Raw genomic sequence first — 16,062 nt, forward strand, 5'->3', positions numbered from 1 at the left:
ATGTCCCTGTTCGACCTGACCGGCAAGGTCGCCCTCATCACCGGCTCGTCCCGGGGCATCGGGCGGGCCATCGCCCTGCGGATGGCCGAGCATGGCGCCCGGGTGGTGATCTCGTCGCGCAAGCGCGAGGCTTGTGACGCGGTGGTCGCCGAGATCGAGGCCGCCCACGGCGCTGGCCGGGCGGTGGCGATCCCCGCCAGCATCTCGGTGAAGGCCGAGCTGGAACATCTCGTCGCCGAGACCGAGAAGCGGCTGGGTCCGGTGGACGTGCTGGTCGGCAACGCCGCCAGCAATCCCTATTACGGACCGCTCGCCGACATCACCGACGCGCAGTTCCGAAAGATCCTCGAGAACAACGTCCTGTCGAACCACTGGCTGATCCAGATGGTCGCCCCCGGCATGGTAGCGCGGCGGGACGGGGCGATCATCCTCGTCTCCTCGATCGGGGCGCTGAAGGGCTCGCCGGTGATCGGCGGCTACAACGTCTCGAAGGCCGCCGATCTCCAGCTCGCCCGCAACTACGCGGTGGAATACGGCCCCGCCAATGTCCGGGTGAACTGCCTGTGCCCGGGGCTGATCCGCACCGATTTCGCCCGGGCCCTGTGGGAGGATCCCGCCATGCTGGCCGCCACCACCGACGCCGCGCCCCTGCGCCGGATCGGCGAGCCGGACGAGATCGCCGGTGCGGCCGTATTCCTGGCTTCTGCGGCCGGCCGGTTCGTTACCGGCCAGGCGCTCGTGATCGACGGCGGCGTGACCATCGCGCGATGAGCCCCGATCCCCGCATCCCCGCCGGTTGGCCGGCCCTGCCGTTTCACGATGCCGAGGCGCGGCTCACCGCCCCGGGGGCGCCCTTCGCGATCGCCACGGTGCCGATCCGGGGCGTGCCGACCCGGATCTGGGAGAAGGCTCCGCCGACGCTGGGCGACCTGTTCCGGATCGCCCGGGGGCACGGTGACAAGACCTTCCTGGTCTACCGCGACGAGCGCGTGACCTTCACGGGCTTCGCCCGCGCCTCCACTGCCCTGGCGCAGGCGCTGGTGGCGTGCGGCGTGCGCAAGGGCGACCGGGTCGCCATCGCGATGCGCAACCTGCCCGAATGGCCGGTCGCCTATTTCGGTGCGCTGCTCGCGGGGGCGATCGCGACGCCGCTCAACGCGTGGTGGACCGGGCCCGAACTCGCCTACGGGCTGCAGCATTCCGGGGCGCGGGTGCTGATCGCCGACGGCGAGCGCTTCGCCCGGTTGGCGCCGCACCTGGCAGAGTGCCCAGCCTTAGAGCGGGTCTTCACAACCCGGATGGAGCCCGATCCTCGGGGGACGCCGCTCGCCGACATCCTCAGCCCGGTGGCGGACTGGGGCGCCATCCCCGATCTTCACCTGCCGGACGTCGCCCTCGGCCCGGAGGACGACGCGACCCTGTTCTACACTTCGGGCACCACGGGCAAGCCGAAAGGAGCCGTCGGCACCCACCGGGCGGCCGCCACGACCGTGATGGCCTATCCCTACTCGGCCTCGCGCAGCGCCCTCCGCCGGGGCGAGAGCCCGCCGAAGCCCGACCCAGCCGCGCCGCAGCGGGTGGCGCTGCTGGTCATCCCGCTGTTCCACGTCACCGGCTGCCACGCGAGCCTCGGGGCGGCGCTCTATGGCGGCCACCGGCTGGTGATGATGCATCGCTGGGACGCGCACGCGGCCCTCGACCTGATCGAGCAGGAGGGCTGCACCAGCGCGGGCGGCGTGCCGACCATCGCGTGGCAGCTCGCCACCACGGCCCGGGAGGCCGGGCGGACGCTGCCGAGCCTCGATGCCATCACGTATGGCGGCGCGCCCGCCGCCGGCGATCTCGTGCGGGTTCTGGGCGATGTCCTGCCGAAGGTTGTCCCCGGGACCGGCTGGGGCATGACCGAGACTTCCGCGACCTTCACCCACCACCAGGCCGAGGATTATTGGGCGCATCCCGATTCCTGCGGGCCGCCGCTCCCGGTCTGCGAGGTGCGGATCCGCGATCCCCTGGGGCAGGACCTTCCGCCGGGCCGCGTCGGCGAACTCTGCGTGAAGGGGCCGAACATCGTCCGCGGCTACTGGAACGACCCGGAGGCCACCAGCGAAGTCCTGTCCGAGGGCTGGCTGCGCACCGGCGATCTCGCCCGGGTGGACGACGAGGGCTTCCTGACCATCGTCGACCGGATCAAGGACATGCTGATCCGCGGCGGCGAGAACATCTATTGCTGCGAGGTCGAGAACGTCCTCTACGAACATCCGGATGTAATCGACGCGGTCGTGCTGCCCGTGCCGCATCCGACACTGGGCGAGGAGCCCGGCGCCATCGTGGCGCTGGAACAGGGCGCCGAGACCAGCCCGGAGGCGATCCGCGCCTTCGCGGCGGAACGGCTGGCGGCCTTCAAGGTGCCGGTGCGGATCGTGATCTGGGACGGGCTCCTGCCCCGCAACCCCGCGGGGAAGATTTTACGCGCCGCGCTGCGGACGGTGTTCGCGTCGTCGCCCGGTCAGAACGGCTCGCCGTCGTCCGGCCGGTAGACGCGCAGCGTCCGGCCATCGGGGAACTGAACCGTCCGCCGACGCACCACGAGGTAGCCGGCGGCCGCGGCGCTGTGCAGGCTGTCGAGGCGCTCGTCGGCATAGCCGGGGCCGTAGCCCGGGCCATAGCCATAGGGCCGGTAGCGGGCATAGCCCTCCTGCGGCGGCACCAGGGCGACGGCCCGTGGGCCGACGATCACCCGGGGCGGTGCCGCGGCGACGCGTGCCCTGCGGACCGAGGCCGCGAGACGCTCGGGCGCCGCGCGCCGCGCCGCAATCCGGGCCGGCGCGCTTCGCGTGGCTGTGGTCCGGGCCGGCACATGGCGCGCGGCCGTCTTGCGCTTCGCGGGCGCGGGCCGGGCCTCTGCGGCGACGGCGGCGGGTGTCGATGCTGTCGGCGCCGCGGCCGGAGCGGGCGCCGCCGCCTTCCGGTCCGAGGCCGGCGCGTCGGCGGCGGGCTTGTGGGTCGGTGGGTCGGTCCAGGTCGTGCCCGCGGCGGGCTCGGCGGTGGCGGCGCCGACGCCGATCAGCAGGATGAGGGCGGCAAGGCTCGTGCGTGCACCCTGCGGCATGGTGCGCTCCTGGATTCGCGGCGCATCGGGCGGGCCCGCGGCGGTCAAACACTAGTCCGAACTGCGCAGAAAGGGAATTCCGGCGTACCGATTCTACGGGGACCGACGCGACCAGATCGACACCTCTGACGCACCGATCCCGCAGCGCGGAACCCGGGGCGTCCCGCGTGGTTGCCCCGCCATGTCCACCCCCGCCGATGCGTCATCCGGATCCCCGCCCGGCCTGAGGGTGAGTGTCGATCTCAACCTGTGCCAGGCCTATGCCCAGTGCTGCTATGCGGCGCCGCAGCATTTCCGCATCGAGGGGCACGAGGCCCTGTTCTACGATCCGGCGCCCGCCGCGCAGCATCGGGACGATATCGAGCGGGCCCGCGTCGCCTGCCCGGTCCAGGCGATCCGCGTCGAGGATTCGGGGCGGGGCGCCTGATGGCGGCTTCCGAGCGTGCGGTCGTGGTCGGCGCCGGCCTCGCGGGCCTGCGCGGCGCCGAGGCCCTGCGGGAGGCGGGGTTTTCCGGGTCTCTGACGATCGTCGGCGGCGAACCTCACCTCCCCTACGACCGTCCGCCCCTGTCCAAGCACGTCCTGGCCGGCGCGATCCCCGCGCATGCCACCACGCTGCCGCACGGCCTCGAGGCCGATGTGCACTGGCAGCTCGGCACCCCGGCCGCCGGCCTCGACCGGCGGGCCGGCACGGTGAGGCTGGCTGACGGACGCACCCTTCCCTACAACCGCCTGCTGATCGCCACCGGGACCCGCGCCCGCCCCTGGCCGAACCCGCATGAGGGGCGCCTGTCCGGCGTCTTCACCCTGCGTGGGCGGGACGACGCCGCCGCCCTGCGGCAGGCACTGGAGGCCGGCCCCCGGCGCGTCCTGGTGATCGGCGGCGGCTTCATCGGCTGCGAGGTCGCGAGCCTGTGCCGGAGCCTCGGCCTGCCCGTGACCCTGGTGGAGCCGGGGCCGACCCTGCTGGCCCGGGTCCTCGGCAGCAGGATCGGGGCGTTCATCGGGGCGATCCACGAGGGACGCGGGGTCGATCTGCGCTGCGGCAGCGAGGTCGAGTGGCTGGAGGGCGAAGGCGGCCGGCTGGTCCGCGCACATTGCACCGACGGCAGCCGCATCGAGGCCGACGTCGCGGTCATCGCGCTGGGTGCCGTGCGCAACACCGAATGGCTCGACGGGGCCGGCCTGTCGGCGGATCCGGGCGGGGTCGATTGCGATGGCGCCGGCTACGTCCTCGATGCGGAGGGCCACGCCGACCCGCGGATCGCGGCGGCCGGCGATGTGGCGCGCTTCCCGCACCCGCTCTACGACGGACGCCGTGTCGCCCTGGAGCACTGGAGCCACGCCGTGGCGCAGGCCGTCCATGCCGGACGCCTGCTCGCTGGCGCGCCCCCCGACGCGGCCTACGGCGCCCTGCCGACCTTCTGGTCGACGCAAGGCAATCTCGTGGTGAAATCCGCCGGCCTGACCGAGGGCGCCGACGCGGTGGCGATCACGCAGGGCAATCCGGCGTCGGGCCGCTTCATCGCCCTCTACGGCCGGGCCGGGCGTTGTATCGCGGCCGTCTCGGTGGATTCCGCCCGGTGGCTGCCCGCCCATGCCGAGCTGGTCGCCACCGGTGCGCCCTTCCCGCCGGAGGGGGCCGCGACCGACCGGCCGAAGGGTGTCGAGCTCTTCGAGCCGGGCTTTTCCTGAGGTCACCCCCATGCCCGATTCCAGCCTCCTCGATCAGGTCAAGGACTTCGCCAACCGGCCGAATCCCTATCCGATCTACGCCAAGCTGCGGCAGAACCCGGTCTCGCGCCAGGATGACGGCACCGAGGCGGGCACCTGGGTGGCGTCGACCCACGGCACGATCGCGCGCCTGCTGCAGGACCCGCGGATCAGTTCCGAGACTCTCCCCCCGGCCGACCGGCCGCGCACCGGCAACCCGCTCACCGACCTGATCGTGAAGCCGCTCAAGGATTGGATGATGGACCGGCACCGGGTCTTCATCTTCCGCGATCCGCCGGACCACGACGCCCTGCGCTCGGCCGTGATGCACCAGTTCAGCCAGGAGCGCGTGCAGGCGATGCGCGCCCGCTCCGACAAGCTGGTGGCCGATCTGCTCGACGAGAAGCGCGACGCCCGGGAGATCGACGCGGTCGACGACCTCGCCTACCCGCTGCCCGTGACGGTGATCTGCGAGTTGTTCGGCGTGCCCCGGGAGGACGAGCCGAAATTCCACGGCTGGGCGACGCAGCTCGCCACCGCGCTGGAGCCCGACAGCCTGTTCGATCCCGAGATCCGCGCCAAGAACAGCCGGACCTTCGACGCGATCGGCGGCTACATGGGCGACCTGATCAAGGAGAAGCGTAGGCATCCGCAGGACGACATGCTTTCGGGGCTCGCCAACCACGCCACCCCGGCGGGGGTGAAGATGGGCGATTACGACCTGATCGCCACCTCGATCCTGATGCTGGTGGCCGGCCACGAGACCACCGTGAACCTGATCACCAACGGCCTGCTGACCCTGCTGCGCCATCCCGACGAGCTGGAGCGGCTGCGCCAGGACCCGATGCGGGCCCCGCGGCTGATCGAGGAATTGCTGCGGTACGAGCCGCCGGTGCAGTTCCGGACCCGCCGGACGCTCGCGGCGATCGACATCGCGGGGGTGACGATCCCCGAGGGCGCCGATCTCGTGCTGCTGCTCGCCGCCGGCAACCGGGACGAATCCGTGTTCCCGGACCCGGACCGGTTCGATCCGGACCGGACTGGCACCCGCCATCTCGGCTTCGGTGGCAGCCTGCATTACTGCGTCGGCGCACCGCTCGCCCGGTTCGAGGCCGAGGCGGCACTCACCGCCCTCGCCCGCCGGCTGAAGGCGCCGCGCCTGATCGCGGATCCACCGCCTTACCGGCAGGGCGCCGCCTTGCGCGGTCCGGAGAACCTGCGGGTGGCGATCGACGGGATCGCGTGAGGGTCGCGCAGCCGGATCGGGCTCAGGCTTGGCTCAGACCGTGATCTCCACCGGCGTCCCGTCCGGCATGGCGACGATGGCCTCGTAGAAGCCGTCGCCGGTCCGGCGGGGCGGCGACACGAGGCATCCCCCCGCCGCACAGCGCTCGGCCAACGCGTCCACCGCTGCGATGCAGCCCAGCGAGACGGCCACGTGCCCCCAGCCGACGCGCTCCGGTGCCGCCGCGTCCTCGACCCAGGGGCCGGTCATCAGCTCGATATGGGCGCCCGGTCCGGGCAGCGTCACGAACCGCGACACGAAGCCCGCGCGGCGCCGGCTGTGGTACTCCGCGCCGACCTCCGCCCCGAAATAGTCCCGCCAGAACGCGGCGGCCGCGTCGAGGTCCCGCGTCCACAAGGCCACATGGGCGAAGCGCATCGATCGATCTCTCAGGGGACGGGGCCTATCCGCCCCGTCCAGGGCCAGGCTGATTCGAAGCGTCTCCGGTCCGACTCGCGCTGTCCACCACTCCTGGGTTGAGGCCCCTCAGGCGGCCCTGACGGCGGCCAGGAAGGTCGAGACCTCCCGGCCGAGGCTCTCCGAGTAGCGCGCCAGTTCCTGGGCGGCGCTCAGCACCTGCCCGGAGGCCGCTCCGGTCTCGCCCGCGGCCTGGTGCACCTCGGCGATGTCTTCGCTCACCGCCTGAGTGCCCTGCGCGGCCTGCGAGACGTTCCGGACGATTTCGCTGGTCGCCGCGCCCTGCTCCTCCATGGCGGCGGCCACGCTCAGCGCGACCATGCGCATCTCGTCGATCGTGGCGCCGATCGCCCGCATGGAGTCGACCGCGTGCCGGGTCTCGCCCTGGATCGCGGCGATCTGGCTGGCGATCGTCTCGGTCGCCCTGGCGGTCTGGCTGGCCAGCGCCTTCACCTCGCCCGCCACCACGGCAAAACCCTTGCCGGCCTCGCCGGCCCGGGCCGCCTCGATGGTCGCGTTGAGGGCGAGCAGGTTGGTCTGGCCGGCGATTCCCGCGATCAGACCCATCACGGTGCTGATCTGTTCGGTCCCCTGAGCCAGGACCTGCATGAGTTCGTTCGTCCGGGCAACGTCGGTGCTGGCCCGGTCGGCCATCAATGAGGACTGGGCGACCCGGGCCGCGATCTCCTGGATCGAGGCCGACATCTCCTCGCTGGCGGCCGCCACGGTCTGGACGTTGCTCGAGGTCTGCTCCGAGGCCGCGCTCACGCGCACCGACTGCTCGGTGGTGTGGGCGGCGGTGCGGGTCATCTCCCGGGCGGTGGCCTCCATCTCCACCGCGGCCGAGCCCAGGCCCTGCGTGAGCGCGCTCACCTGCGCGTCGAACCGGGCGGTGACCGCGTCCAGCACCTGCGCGCGGCGCATCTTGGCCTCGTTCTCCGCCACCGCGGCGGCGTCGGCCGCGCGCTTGGCGATCAGCGCGTCCTTGAACACCTGTACGGCGCGGGCCATCGCGCCCACCTCGTCGCCGCGCTGCTGGTCCGCGACCGGGGCGGCGAGATCGCCCTCCGCAAGGCCGCGCATGGCGGCGGTCAGGCGCAGGATCGGGCGCGACAGGCCGTTGCCGATGAGCAGGAGCACCACCACCACCGGCAGGGCGAGGCCGGCGGACCAGAGCGCGATCGTGGTCGCGCGGGCGCGCACGTCCGCGTAGACGTCGTCGCGGTAGAGGCCGGTGGCGACGATCCAGCCCCAGGGCTTGAACATCTGCACGCTCGCGACCTTCTCGACCGGCTCGGCCCCGCCGGGCCGCGGCTTCATGTAATTCACGATGCCCGACCCGTCGCGCGTGGCGGTCTCGATCATCTCGGCGAAGTAGCGCTTGCCGCCGGGGATGTCGGTCTGATCGAGCACCGGCTTGCCGACGTTCTTGGCGTTGAAGGCGTTGGCGATCAGTTTTCCGTCGGAGGAGAGGACGAAGAAGTAATCCTCCTTGCCGAAGCGCAGGGCGCTGATCGCCGTCAGCGCGGCCTGCTGGGCCGCCTCGGTGGGCATCTGGCCCGACTTCGCCAGCGCCTCGTAATGGACGACGAGGCTCTGGGCCACCTCGGAGAGACGGCGCGTCATCAGCTCACGGTCCTCGAGCGCCGAGGACCGGATGTCGAGGAAGCTCAGGGCGCTGAGCGCGCCCATGGCCACGACGACCAAGGCCATCACCGCCGCGAGCTTGTGGCGCAGCTTGAGGTTCGCGAGGCGCTGCCAGGGCGCGATGCGGCCGGCGGAATGCGGGTCTGTCTGCGTGGAGATCATCCGGGCACCGAAACGAGGACGGCGATGGCCGTCGAAACGCCCGCATCGTATCGGACCAGGGCTGCCGATGCGCTGAGCCAGGCCAGGTTCGGTTAATCGGGTTAGTAAATAGCAAACATTCGTGCTGGATCGATGCGGCTCTGGAGGGTGAAGCGCCGCGACGATCGATCGATCAGGTTGCGCTCCACGTACTCCGGGTCATCCAGGTTCCTAATCCAAATCAAATACGCGACGTGTAGGCATCGTGTGCTTGTCGTCCGCCCGCGCTGCGTGCCATGTCCTGTGTCATTCAGTACGGTGTTCAGTCCTCCACCCGGTAATCGATCGGCTTGAAGCTGCCGTTGTTCGATTGCAGGGCCGAGCAGGCGGTCAGCCCGATGATCAGGTCGGTCTCGGCCACGAACACGATTCGGTCTCCGGACCGGCTGAGCGGCGGCGCCACGGTCAGCGCTCCGGTCGCGCCGTCGATCGGCACGTTCATGAAGCAGTTGAACGCCACCGGGATTGCGTCCGGCGCGATGCCGTAGGGCGCGAGCGCCGCCGCGAGGTTGCCGAAGCAGCCGCGATGCGGGTCGGTGTCGCCGTAAATGATCCGGAAGGTGTCGGCCGAGCACGGGGTCAACAGGAAGTCGTGCCGTCCCACCGTGTCCTCGACGATGCGCAGGAGCACGTTCGAGCGGTTCGAGTAGAGCGGGTCGCCGGTGGTGAGATAGATCCGGCTGGCATAGTCGAGGGTCCGCCCGGACGAGATCACCTCCCCCGTGTCGTGGCGGTTATAGGCCACGAGGTCGGCCACCTGCTCGCCGCTCGGATCGATCACCGAGAGGCGCTGGCCCCGGTCCAGGGTGAAGGCGACGCCCGAGCGCGGCGCGATCCGCTGCACCGCCGCCTGATCCATGCTGGCTCCGCTCACGCCGTGATCTCCCGCCCGTTCATCTTCGCGCCAAGCGCCCGGCTTACGCCCCGGTTCCCGGCAGGGACCGGTCCGGGGGCAGGGCCAGCGGATGCCAAGCCGTGTCGGGCTGTGCCGCATCGGGCTTCTGCTCCGGACGGGCCTGGAGCGGGCAGCGCCAGTCGGGCCCGACCACGCGGCCGCTGTACTGCCGGGCCTCCGAGGTCTCGCCGTGGCGCGCCAGCATCGGGTTCAGGCTTCCAGCCAGGGCTTCGTCGCGCTCCAGGATCGAGGCGCGCAACTTCTCATAGCGGCCCTCCGCGCGCAGGCGCTCGAACTGCGCGTGCAGGTTGAAGACCAGCACCGGCGACGAGAAGCGTCGCGCCGGGCGGCTCGCATTCGGGTGGAGACCGACCACGAAGAACGCCTCGCCGCCGAAGCTCAGGGAGAAATGCGGGTTGTCGGGATCATCCGCGACGCGGGCGTCGTGTGGCTGGCCGAGCCACGCATCCTTGTCGGTGAGCGATTGCGCCCGGGCCCAGAGGTTCCGCTCGAACTCCTCCTCGGAGAGTTCGCCGGGCCCCTCGAACACCACGGCGAAGCTCTGGAACAGGTCCGGGTTCAGCCGGTAGCGCGCCACGAAGGCGAGCAAGGCGGGATAGATCCGCATGTCGTCCCAGCCGGAGGCGATGTCCCGGGCCACCACGATCGTCATCCGGCCGCGCGACAGCGCCGACTTGGCGCCGACGCAGGGAAAGGACGGGTTGCGGATGAAATCGCGAAAGGCCTCGGCACGGGGGTGCTCTCGGTCGTCGCGGGGAAATTGCATGCGGTCCGTGCCCGTGTTGTGCGCACGCCCGCCTCACGCGGAGGCAGCTTCAGTGCGGGACTCGGGCAACTCGGTCGTTCAGGTCGTGTTCCAACCTGCGACAGGTCGTCCACAGATTAGGATGAATCGGACGACGTTGCCGCAAGCATTAATCGCGGTCGGGAAAGTTTTTCGCCGGATCGGCAAAATCGAACATACCTATGTTAAGCCAATGGACAACATATGTTGTTCCGTGCGGTGCTTCGGTGTGGTGCGCAGCCGGTCCGTCCCACTGGCGCGCCGTGTCGGAATGCGAGCCTTCAGCCGCGGCCTGAAATCCGCATCGCGCGGCGCTCCGCCGCCGCATCCCCAAACGCCGTGAACAGCGCCCGGTTGATCGGGTTGATGGCGGGGTCGTGCTCGGCGTGCCATTGCACCCCGAGGGCGAAGCCCGCCGCGTCGCGGATCCGGATCGCCTCGATCGTCTCGTCTTCGGCCACGCCCTCGATCACCACCCGTGCGCCGGGCTCGAGGATGCCCTGCCCGTGCAGGGAGTTCACCCGGATCGTCTCGCGCTCCAACAACCGCGCGAAGGCGCCGCCGGGCGTCAGACTGACCTCGTGGCGGTCGGCGAAGACCACCTCCAGATCCGGGTGGATCTCGCCATTCTCCAGGCGCGGCATCCGGTGGTTGAGGCGGCCGGGGATGTTGCGGATCTCGGGATGCAGGCTGCCGCCGAAGGCGACGTTCATCTCCTGGAAGCCGCGGCAGATGCCGAACACCGGCACGCCGCGGGCCACGCAGGCCTCGATCAGCGGCAGCGCCACGGCATCGCGGGCCTCGTCGTAGGGCTCGTGCGCCGCGCAGGGCTCGGCCCCGAACCGGGTCGGGTGGACGTTGGCCCGGCCGCCCGTGAGCAGGATGCCGTCCACCGTGTCGAGGAGATCGCCGAGATCGGTCATCGCCGGGGCGGCGGCGAACATCAGCGGCAGGGCGCCCGCCACATCGGCCAGCGCGCGCATGTTGTTCTCGCCGACGATCTGCGCCGGGAACCGGTTGTCGATCAGACGCGCATTGCCGATGACGCCGATTACGGGTCTCGCCATCGTTCCGGCTGCTCCTCACTTCGTATCCAGCGGGCTATGGGCCGCGGCAGGCTCTACGGCTCAGGCAAGGCCGGCGCCAGTCCCGCGTTGCTGCCCGGAGTACTCCTTCGGGGCCCGTTATGCGTGTGCCTCAGAGCGTGCGATCAATCCGGCCCTGTGCGGCGACGAAGAGCGGCCGGATGGCAGACCGGATGCGGTTCATGAACCCGGGACCGAATGCACCGCGCGGCGCTTGATTGGGATCGACGTGAAACGATCGCTCCGCCTCGTCGTAATTGTACTCGCTGACCGTGATCCACCCACGCTTCAGCGTGGAGAGGCCGGCCCGGCGCAGTTCGAGCATCGGGATTTCGAGTGCGGTCTGCTCCGGGTTCGGCGGCGTCCCCGAGATGGCGAGGAGAACCAAGTGCGTGAGGTCCTGAGCCGGATCGGACACGGCAATGGCGAGGCAGACGGGACGGTCCTTCTCGGCATTGTCCCGGCCGGCCGCGTGCTGCCAGCGCCATAGGTACGGGTAGGTGATGACCGACCCCGAGGGAAAGGGGCAGACCACCCTCAGTCCTGCGGGTGCTCGGCCGATTGGCGATCCAGCTCGGCGACGATCAGAGCCGAGAGATCGGGCGGGGTTTCGCCGGCGGCATAGGCCCGACGCGGATCGCCCTGTGTCGTGAGGCGTCGATACGTGTCGGCCGACAGCACGACCAGGGACGGCCGGCCATGCTTGGTCAGGGTCAGGGGCGCTTGACGGGCCTCGTCATGGTAGCGCCCGAAGTGGCGGATGAACTCGGCAGTGGTGACGGAGCGGTCGGCCATGGTCTGAGCGTCCTGATTGATCTGAATTATACAGAAAATCGGCCGCGAGGTCATCCGCCGGGCTGCAACGCTCACGGAGGTTCAGAGGGCGCCTGCGCCCAAATCACAGGACTCCGAGCGTCCGCGCCTCCGCACAAAACACCTCCGCCACCTTCTCCGGCGCCTCCTCGTGGGCGAGGTGGCCGAGGCCGCGGATCAGCGCCACCCGGGCGTCGGGCAGGCGGTCGCGTACCCCGAAGGCGGTGTCGGGCCGGATCGCCCGGTCGTCGCCGCCGACGATCAGCAGGGTGCGGGTCTTCAGGTCCGGCAGGGCCCGGTGCAGGCTCTCGAGGTCCCAGTTCGCCATCATGCCCAGCGCCCCGCGGACATGGCCGGACCGGGCGAACAGCCGCCGGTAGAGCTCGACCCCCTGCGGATCGAGGCGCGAGCCGGTCCCCTCGATCAGCCGCTTGGCCGCCGAGCGGTCCGCCGTCCAGGCGAAGATCTTCGGGGTGAACGGATTGAGGAACAGCAGCCGCGCCATGCTGGGAAACAGCAGGCTCGCCGCCCCCGGCAGCGGCGCCAGGGCGCCGTTGAAGGCCGCGAGCAGCCGGGGCGCGATGGCGCCGTCGAGGCACATCCGCGCCAGCACGGCCGCACCCGCGGAATGGCCGGCCGCGATCACCGGCGGCCGGCCGAGCGCCGCTACCAGCCCCGCCACCGCCCGCGCCATCCCGGGCAGCGACAGGTCGGCATCAGGCAGCGGGTCCGTGAAGCCATGGCCCGGCAGGTCCGGGGCGATCACGTAGAAATCCTCGGCGAGCAGGGGCGCCAGACCGCGCCAGGAATGGGTGGCCGCCCCGGTCCCGTGCAGCAGCAGCAGGGTGGGCGCCTCGGGCCGGCCGAATTCCTGGACGTGCCAGCGCAGGCCCGCCGCCTCGACGAAGCGGCTGGCCGTCCGGTGCGGCCAGTCCCGGCCCTCGACCTCCCAGTCGGGACGATGCGCATCGAAGGGATTCAGCACGCTCACGTCTCCCGCACCGCATCAAACCACGCCGCGCTCTGACAGCGGCGTGCGCTATCGTGCAGCCGCGGAAGTATTTCGTAAACCATTGAAATTGCATGCAGTCGCCGCATGCCACCGCTGACCGGAACGCGTTTGTTGCGCTGCGGTAGAGCGCGCATAGTCTGGTCACACAAGAACAAAAGACATCCCCCAACTGCGGAGCAGGCCATGATCCTCTTCACCTCCTCGACCCAGAACATCGCGGCCCCGGCCTCCGGCGGCTGGAACCTCCGCGCCATCGTGCGCGACATGCTGAACGCGTGGCTCGCCCACCACCAGCGCGTGGCCGATATCGGCGGCGCCGGTCACCTCTGAGATCACCGGCTGCGGCGCTCAGAGCGCCGCCCGCACCGCCGCGCTGAGCTGTCCGGCTTCGATGCGCGGCAATTTCAGATAGCGGGCGCCCATCGCGTCCGCGACCGCCCGGCTCTCCTCGCCCCGGCTTCCGGTGTCGACCACGAGGGCCGGCAGATTGGCCGCCCGCAGGGCCCGGGCCGCCTGCAGTGCCTCCGCGCCGGCCCGGGCACGGCCGCCCTCCCCCGAGCGCGCGACATTGGCCCGCCCGTCGGTGAGCAGCACGATCGCCGGGCGGCTCCCGCTCCGGCGCACGCCCAGAGCCACCGCGACCGCCGCGTCGATGCCCGCGGCCAGCGGCGTTCCGCCCCCGCCGGGCAGCCCCGAGAGGCCGCGCTTGGCCCGGGTCAGCGAGCGGGTCGGCGGCAGGACCAGCTCTGCGCCGGTCCCGCGGAACGCCACCAGCGCCACCCGGTCGCGCCGCACATAGGCCTCCGTCAGCAGCAGTTCGACCGCGCCCTTGGCCTCGGCCAAGCGCTCCAGGGCGGCCGAGCCCGAGGCATCGACGCAGAACACCGTGGTGGTCTCGGTCCGCTGCCGCAGGATCCGGATCCGCAGGTCGTCGCGCCGGACCACGATGCGGCGCGTCTCCCCCCGCGCCTCGCCCTCGGCCCGGCGGACGGCCTGCCAGGGCGCCGCCGCCCGGAGGGTGCCGAGCAGATCGAGGCGCCCCCGCCGCGGATCGCCCCGCCGGCTGCCGACCGGCCTGCCGGTCCGGGACGCGGCCGCCTGACCGACCCGGCCCGCCTTCGCGGCGGCGAGCGGGTGTCGACCGGCCAGCAACTGATCGAGCAGGTTCGGCGGGATGGCGGCCCGCACCGCCTCCAGCACGACGTCGTCCGGCGTGTCCGCAGCGGCGGGTTCGACCGCATCGTCCGGCGGGGGCTCCGCGCGCGGCTCCTCCGGTGGCGCTTCGCTCTCCGGGGCCGGCAGGCGCGTGGCGCGGGGCGCCAGGACGAGGCGCGCGGCCGTGACGATGTCTTGCTGGCCGATCGGCCTGTCTCCCGCGAGCCTGCGCGCCACGCGCGCCGCCAGGATCGGGCCGCGCAGCGACGCGACGCCGAAGGCCTCGGCCAGCGCGCACAGGTCGCCGACCGGATCGAGGGCCTCGGGGCCGGGCTCCGGATTCGGGGTATCGGTCTGTAGGGCCGCAAGCCCGATCCCGCTCAGGTCGATCCGGAAGGCGAGGCGGTCGGCCAGGGGCTCGGCGACGGTTTCGTCGCCCTCGCCCTCGTCGAGCAGGATCAGGCCGAACCGGGCGGGCCGGTCCGAGGCCGTCCCGGTGTCGAGGGCGGCCGCGAGGCGCGACGCCGTGCCGGGCGGCAGGCGCTCGGCCATCGGCACCACGACGATCCCGCCATCGGCCTCCGCCAGCAGACCGGCCCGCGCGACCGGGCGGCCCGCCGCCAGGGTCGCGGCGAGGTCGAGCCCGCCGAGCAGGGCATCGTCGCCGATGCCGGGCGGCAGGCGGCGCCAGGGTGTTCCGGCGGGGAGCGCGGCGCGCACGGCATCGAGCCAGCCCTCGCGGACCGGGCCGGGGACCGCGCGCAGGATCGCGCCGCCGAAGGCGGCCGGGTTTGCGGCGAGCAGACGGGCGGCGCAGTGGGCATCGGCCCAAGGATCGGGCGCTGTCCCTCCCCCCTCTGCGGGGAAGGGAGAGGCAGCGCACCCATCACGAAAACACCTCCGCCAGCGCCCGCTCCACCCGGGCGGTAGACCCGGATTCATCGAGCGGGTTGCGCCGCAGCCGGTGGCGCAGGGCGGCTGGGGCGATGCGGCGGAGGTGATCGTCCGTGACCGTCTCGGCACCGTCGAGGGCGGCCAGCGCACGGGCGGTGCGCATCAGGGTCAGCTCGCCGCGCAATCCATCCGTCCCCAGCGCGAGGCAGAGCCGCGCCGTGCGCTCCAGGGCGGCATCCGGCACGGTCACGGACGGCAGGCGCTCCCGCGCCAGCAGAATTTTTTTCTGAATTTTCCGCTCTTCGCCTGCATGGGCCGTGCAGAACCCCGCCGGGTCGCGCTCGTAGGCGTCGCGGGCGCGCACCACCGAAACGCGGGTCGGGATGTCCTTCGGGGTCACGACCTCGCAGGCCAGCCCGAACCGGTCGAGGAGCTGCGGGCGCAACTCGCCCTCCTCCGGGTTGCCGGACCCGACCAGCACGAACCGCGCCGGGTGACGCAGGGACAGGCCCTCGCGCTCGACGGTGTTGATGCCGGAGGCCGCCACGTCGAGCAGAAGATCCACGAGGTGATCCTCAAGGAGGTTCACCTCGTCAATATACAAAAAACCGCGGTTGGCCCGGGCGAGCAGCCCCGGCTCGAACGCCTTCACGCCGGCGCCGAGCGCCCGCTCCAGATCGAGGGTGCCGACCACCCGGTCCTCGGTGGCGCCGAGCGGCAGGTCCACGACGGGGACCGGTTTTTTTTCTGATTTCTTTCGTGCGCCCGGGCTGCCCGCGCAGTGGGGGCAGGACTCCGCCGGGCTGTCGGGGTCGCAGTTATAGGGGCAGCCGACCACCGCCCGCATCGGCGGCAGCAGGGCGGCGAGCGCCCGGATCGCCGTGGACTTGCCGGTGCCGCGGTCGCCGAAGACCAGCACGCCACCGATGGACGGATCGACCGCCGCAATCAGCAGCGCTTGGCGCATCTCGTCCTGGCCGACGATGGCCGAGAAGGGGAAGGTGGGCACGGGGGGACTCGATGCTGCGGGG

General features: G+C 71.6%; 17 protein-coding genes. 6 read left to right on the plus strand and 11 right to left on the minus strand.

Features of this window, described 5'->3' with window-relative positions:
- On the plus strand, positions 1–771 hold the full coding sequence (locus tag OXS27_RS01125) for an SDR family oxidoreductase (protein ID WP_267354268.1): 771 nt from the start codon (positions 1–3) through the stop codon (positions 769–771).
- Positions 768–2,537, plus strand: a complete 1,770-nt coding sequence (locus OXS27_RS01130) for a class I adenylate-forming enzyme family protein (RefSeq protein WP_267353666.1) — start codon at positions 768–770, stop codon at positions 2,535–2,537. Before OXS27_RS01125 ends, OXS27_RS01130 begins: the two co-directional genes overlap by 4 nt.
- On the opposite strand, the gene OXS27_RS01135 is transcribed toward OXS27_RS01130, so the two are convergent.
- On the minus strand, positions 2,507–3,109 hold the full coding sequence (locus tag OXS27_RS01135; protein ID WP_243925927.1) for a hypothetical protein: 603 nt from the start codon (positions 3,107–3,109) through the stop codon (positions 2,507–2,509). The genes OXS27_RS01130 and OXS27_RS01135 overlap by 31 nt on opposite strands.
- Positions 3,110–3,290: 181 nt before the next feature.
- Here OXS27_RS01135 and OXS27_RS01140 point away from each other — a divergent pair, with 181 nt between their 5' ends.
- From OXS27_RS01140 to OXS27_RS01150, 3 genes are read left to right on the plus strand one after another with little or no spacing between them, the layout of a single operon-like run.
- The gene (locus tag OXS27_RS01140; RefSeq protein ID WP_243925925.1) at positions 3,291–3,536 is read left to right on the plus strand and encodes a ferredoxin; all 246 of its coding nucleotides are present in this window, start codon (positions 3,291–3,293) and stop codon (positions 3,534–3,536) included.
- On the plus strand, positions 3,536–4,804 hold the full coding sequence (locus OXS27_RS01145; RefSeq protein ID WP_267353669.1) for an FAD-dependent oxidoreductase: 1,269 nt from the start codon (positions 3,536–3,538) through the stop codon (positions 4,802–4,804). Before OXS27_RS01140 ends, OXS27_RS01145 begins: the two co-directional genes overlap by 1 nt.
- Positions 4,805–4,814: 10 nt before the next feature.
- Entirely contained in the window at positions 4,815–6,068 is a 1,254-nt protein-coding gene (locus OXS27_RS01150; protein ID WP_243925921.1) for a cytochrome P450, read from the plus strand.
- Positions 6,069–6,101: 33 nt separating this feature from the next.
- Here OXS27_RS01150 and OXS27_RS01155 read toward each other — a convergent pair whose 3' ends face one another.
- From OXS27_RS01155 to bchO, 8 genes are all read right to left on the minus strand, one after another.
- Positions 6,102–6,485, minus strand: coding sequence for a VOC family protein (locus tag OXS27_RS01155; RefSeq protein WP_267353672.1), 384 nt, complete (start codon positions 6,483–6,485; stop codon positions 6,102–6,104).
- 108 nt (positions 6,486–6,593) lie between these two features.
- Positions 6,594–8,333, minus strand: coding sequence for a cache domain-containing protein (locus OXS27_RS01160; RefSeq protein WP_267353674.1), 1,740 nt, complete (start codon positions 8,331–8,333; stop codon positions 6,594–6,596).
- 301 nt (positions 8,334–8,634) lie between these two features.
- Positions 8,635–9,231: an urea carboxylase-associated family protein gene (locus tag OXS27_RS01165; protein WP_267354269.1), complete on the minus strand. Its 597-nt coding sequence runs from the start codon at positions 9,229–9,231 to the stop codon at positions 8,635–8,637.
- Positions 9,232–9,289: 58 nt separating this feature from the next.
- On the minus strand, positions 9,290–10,054 hold the full coding sequence (gene gntA, locus OXS27_RS01170; protein ID WP_267353675.1) for a guanitoxin biosynthesis heme-dependent pre-guanitoxin N-hydroxylase GntA: 765 nt from the start codon (positions 10,052–10,054) through the stop codon (positions 9,290–9,292).
- 299 nt (positions 10,055–10,353) lie between these two features.
- Complete coding sequence (locus OXS27_RS01175; RefSeq protein ID WP_267353677.1) at positions 10,354–11,139, minus strand: gamma-glutamyl-gamma-aminobutyrate hydrolase family protein; 786 nt, start codon at positions 11,137–11,139, stop codon at positions 10,354–10,356.
- Between the two features lie 130 nt (positions 11,140–11,269).
- A complete protein-coding gene (locus tag OXS27_RS01180) occupies positions 11,270–11,692 on the minus strand; it encodes a hypothetical protein (protein WP_267353679.1) in 423 nt (140 codons plus the stop codon).
- Between the two features lie 2 nt (positions 11,693–11,694).
- Positions 11,695–11,952 (minus strand): type II toxin-antitoxin system prevent-host-death family antitoxin, encoded by a 258-nt coding sequence (locus tag OXS27_RS01185; RefSeq protein ID WP_267353681.1) that lies wholly within the window; start codon positions 11,950–11,952, stop codon positions 11,695–11,697.
- Between the two features lie 103 nt (positions 11,953–12,055).
- Positions 12,056–12,955, minus strand: a complete 900-nt coding sequence (bchO, locus tag OXS27_RS01190) for an alpha/beta fold hydrolase BchO (protein ID WP_267353683.1) — start codon at positions 12,953–12,955, stop codon at positions 12,056–12,058.
- Between the two features lie 210 nt (positions 12,956–13,165).
- Between bchO and OXS27_RS01195 the strand changes: the two genes are divergently transcribed.
- Complete coding sequence (locus tag OXS27_RS01195; protein WP_202130569.1) at positions 13,166–13,312, plus strand: hypothetical protein; 147 nt, start codon at positions 13,166–13,168, stop codon at positions 13,310–13,312.
- A gap of 18 nt (positions 13,313–13,330) precedes the next feature.
- On the opposite strand, the gene OXS27_RS01200 is transcribed toward OXS27_RS01195, so the two are convergent.
- Together OXS27_RS01200 and bchI are read right to left on the minus strand one after the other, a co-directional pair.
- Entirely contained in the window at positions 13,331–15,139 is a 1,809-nt protein-coding gene (locus tag OXS27_RS01200) for a magnesium chelatase subunit D (protein WP_267354270.1), read from the minus strand.
- A complete protein-coding gene (gene bchI / locus OXS27_RS01205; protein ID WP_267353686.1) occupies positions 15,024–16,040 on the minus strand; it encodes a magnesium chelatase ATPase subunit I in 1,017 nt (338 codons plus the stop codon). The genes OXS27_RS01200 and bchI overlap by 116 nt, the downstream gene beginning before the upstream one ends.
- Between the last annotated feature and the right edge of the window lie 22 nt (positions 16,041–16,062).

Origin of the sequence: Methylobacterium sp. GC_Met_3 (assembly GCF_026540775.1) — a bacterium.
Taxonomy (GTDB): domain Bacteria; phylum Pseudomonadota; class Alphaproteobacteria; order Rhizobiales; family Beijerinckiaceae; genus Methylobacterium.

Coding starts and splice junctions, on each gene's coding strand:
- OXS27_RS01195 (WP_202130569.1), top strand. CDS start 13,166: ATGATCCTCTTCACCTCCTCGACCCAGAACATCGCGGCCCCGGCCTCC.
- gntA (WP_267353675.1), bottom strand. CDS start 10,054: ATGCAATTTCCCCGCGACGACCGAGAGCACCCCCGTGCCGAGGCCTTT.
- OXS27_RS01125 (WP_267354268.1), top strand. CDS start 1: ATGTCCCTGTTCGACCTGACCGGCAAGGTCGCCCTCATCACCGGCTCG.
- OXS27_RS01165 (WP_267354269.1), bottom strand. CDS start 9,231: ATGGATCAGGCGGCGGTGCAGCGGATCGCGCCGCGCTCGGGCGTCGCC.
- OXS27_RS01155 (WP_267353672.1), bottom strand. CDS start 6,485: ATGCGCTTCGCCCATGTGGCCTTGTGGACGCGGGACCTCGACGCGGCC.
- OXS27_RS01160 (WP_267353674.1), bottom strand. CDS start 8,333: ATGATCTCCACGCAGACAGACCCGCATTCCGCCGGCCGCATCGCGCCC.
- OXS27_RS01130 (WP_267353666.1), top strand. CDS start 768: ATGAGCCCCGATCCCCGCATCCCCGCCGGTTGGCCGGCCCTGCCGTTT.
- OXS27_RS01150 (WP_243925921.1), top strand. CDS start 4,815: ATGCCCGATTCCAGCCTCCTCGATCAGGTCAAGGACTTCGCCAACCGG.
- OXS27_RS01185 (WP_267353681.1), bottom strand. CDS start 11,952: ATGGCCGACCGCTCCGTCACCACTGCCGAGTTCATCCGCCACTTCGGG.
- OXS27_RS01135 (WP_243925927.1), bottom strand. CDS start 3,109: ATGCCGCAGGGTGCACGCACGAGCCTTGCCGCCCTCATCCTGCTGATC.
- OXS27_RS01145 (WP_267353669.1), top strand. CDS start 3,536: ATGGCGGCTTCCGAGCGTGCGGTCGTGGTCGGCGCCGGCCTCGCGGGC.
- OXS27_RS01175 (WP_267353677.1), bottom strand. CDS start 11,139: ATGGCGAGACCCGTAATCGGCGTCATCGGCAATGCGCGTCTGATCGAC.
- OXS27_RS01140 (WP_243925925.1), top strand. CDS start 3,291: ATGTCCACCCCCGCCGATGCGTCATCCGGATCCCCGCCCGGCCTGAGG.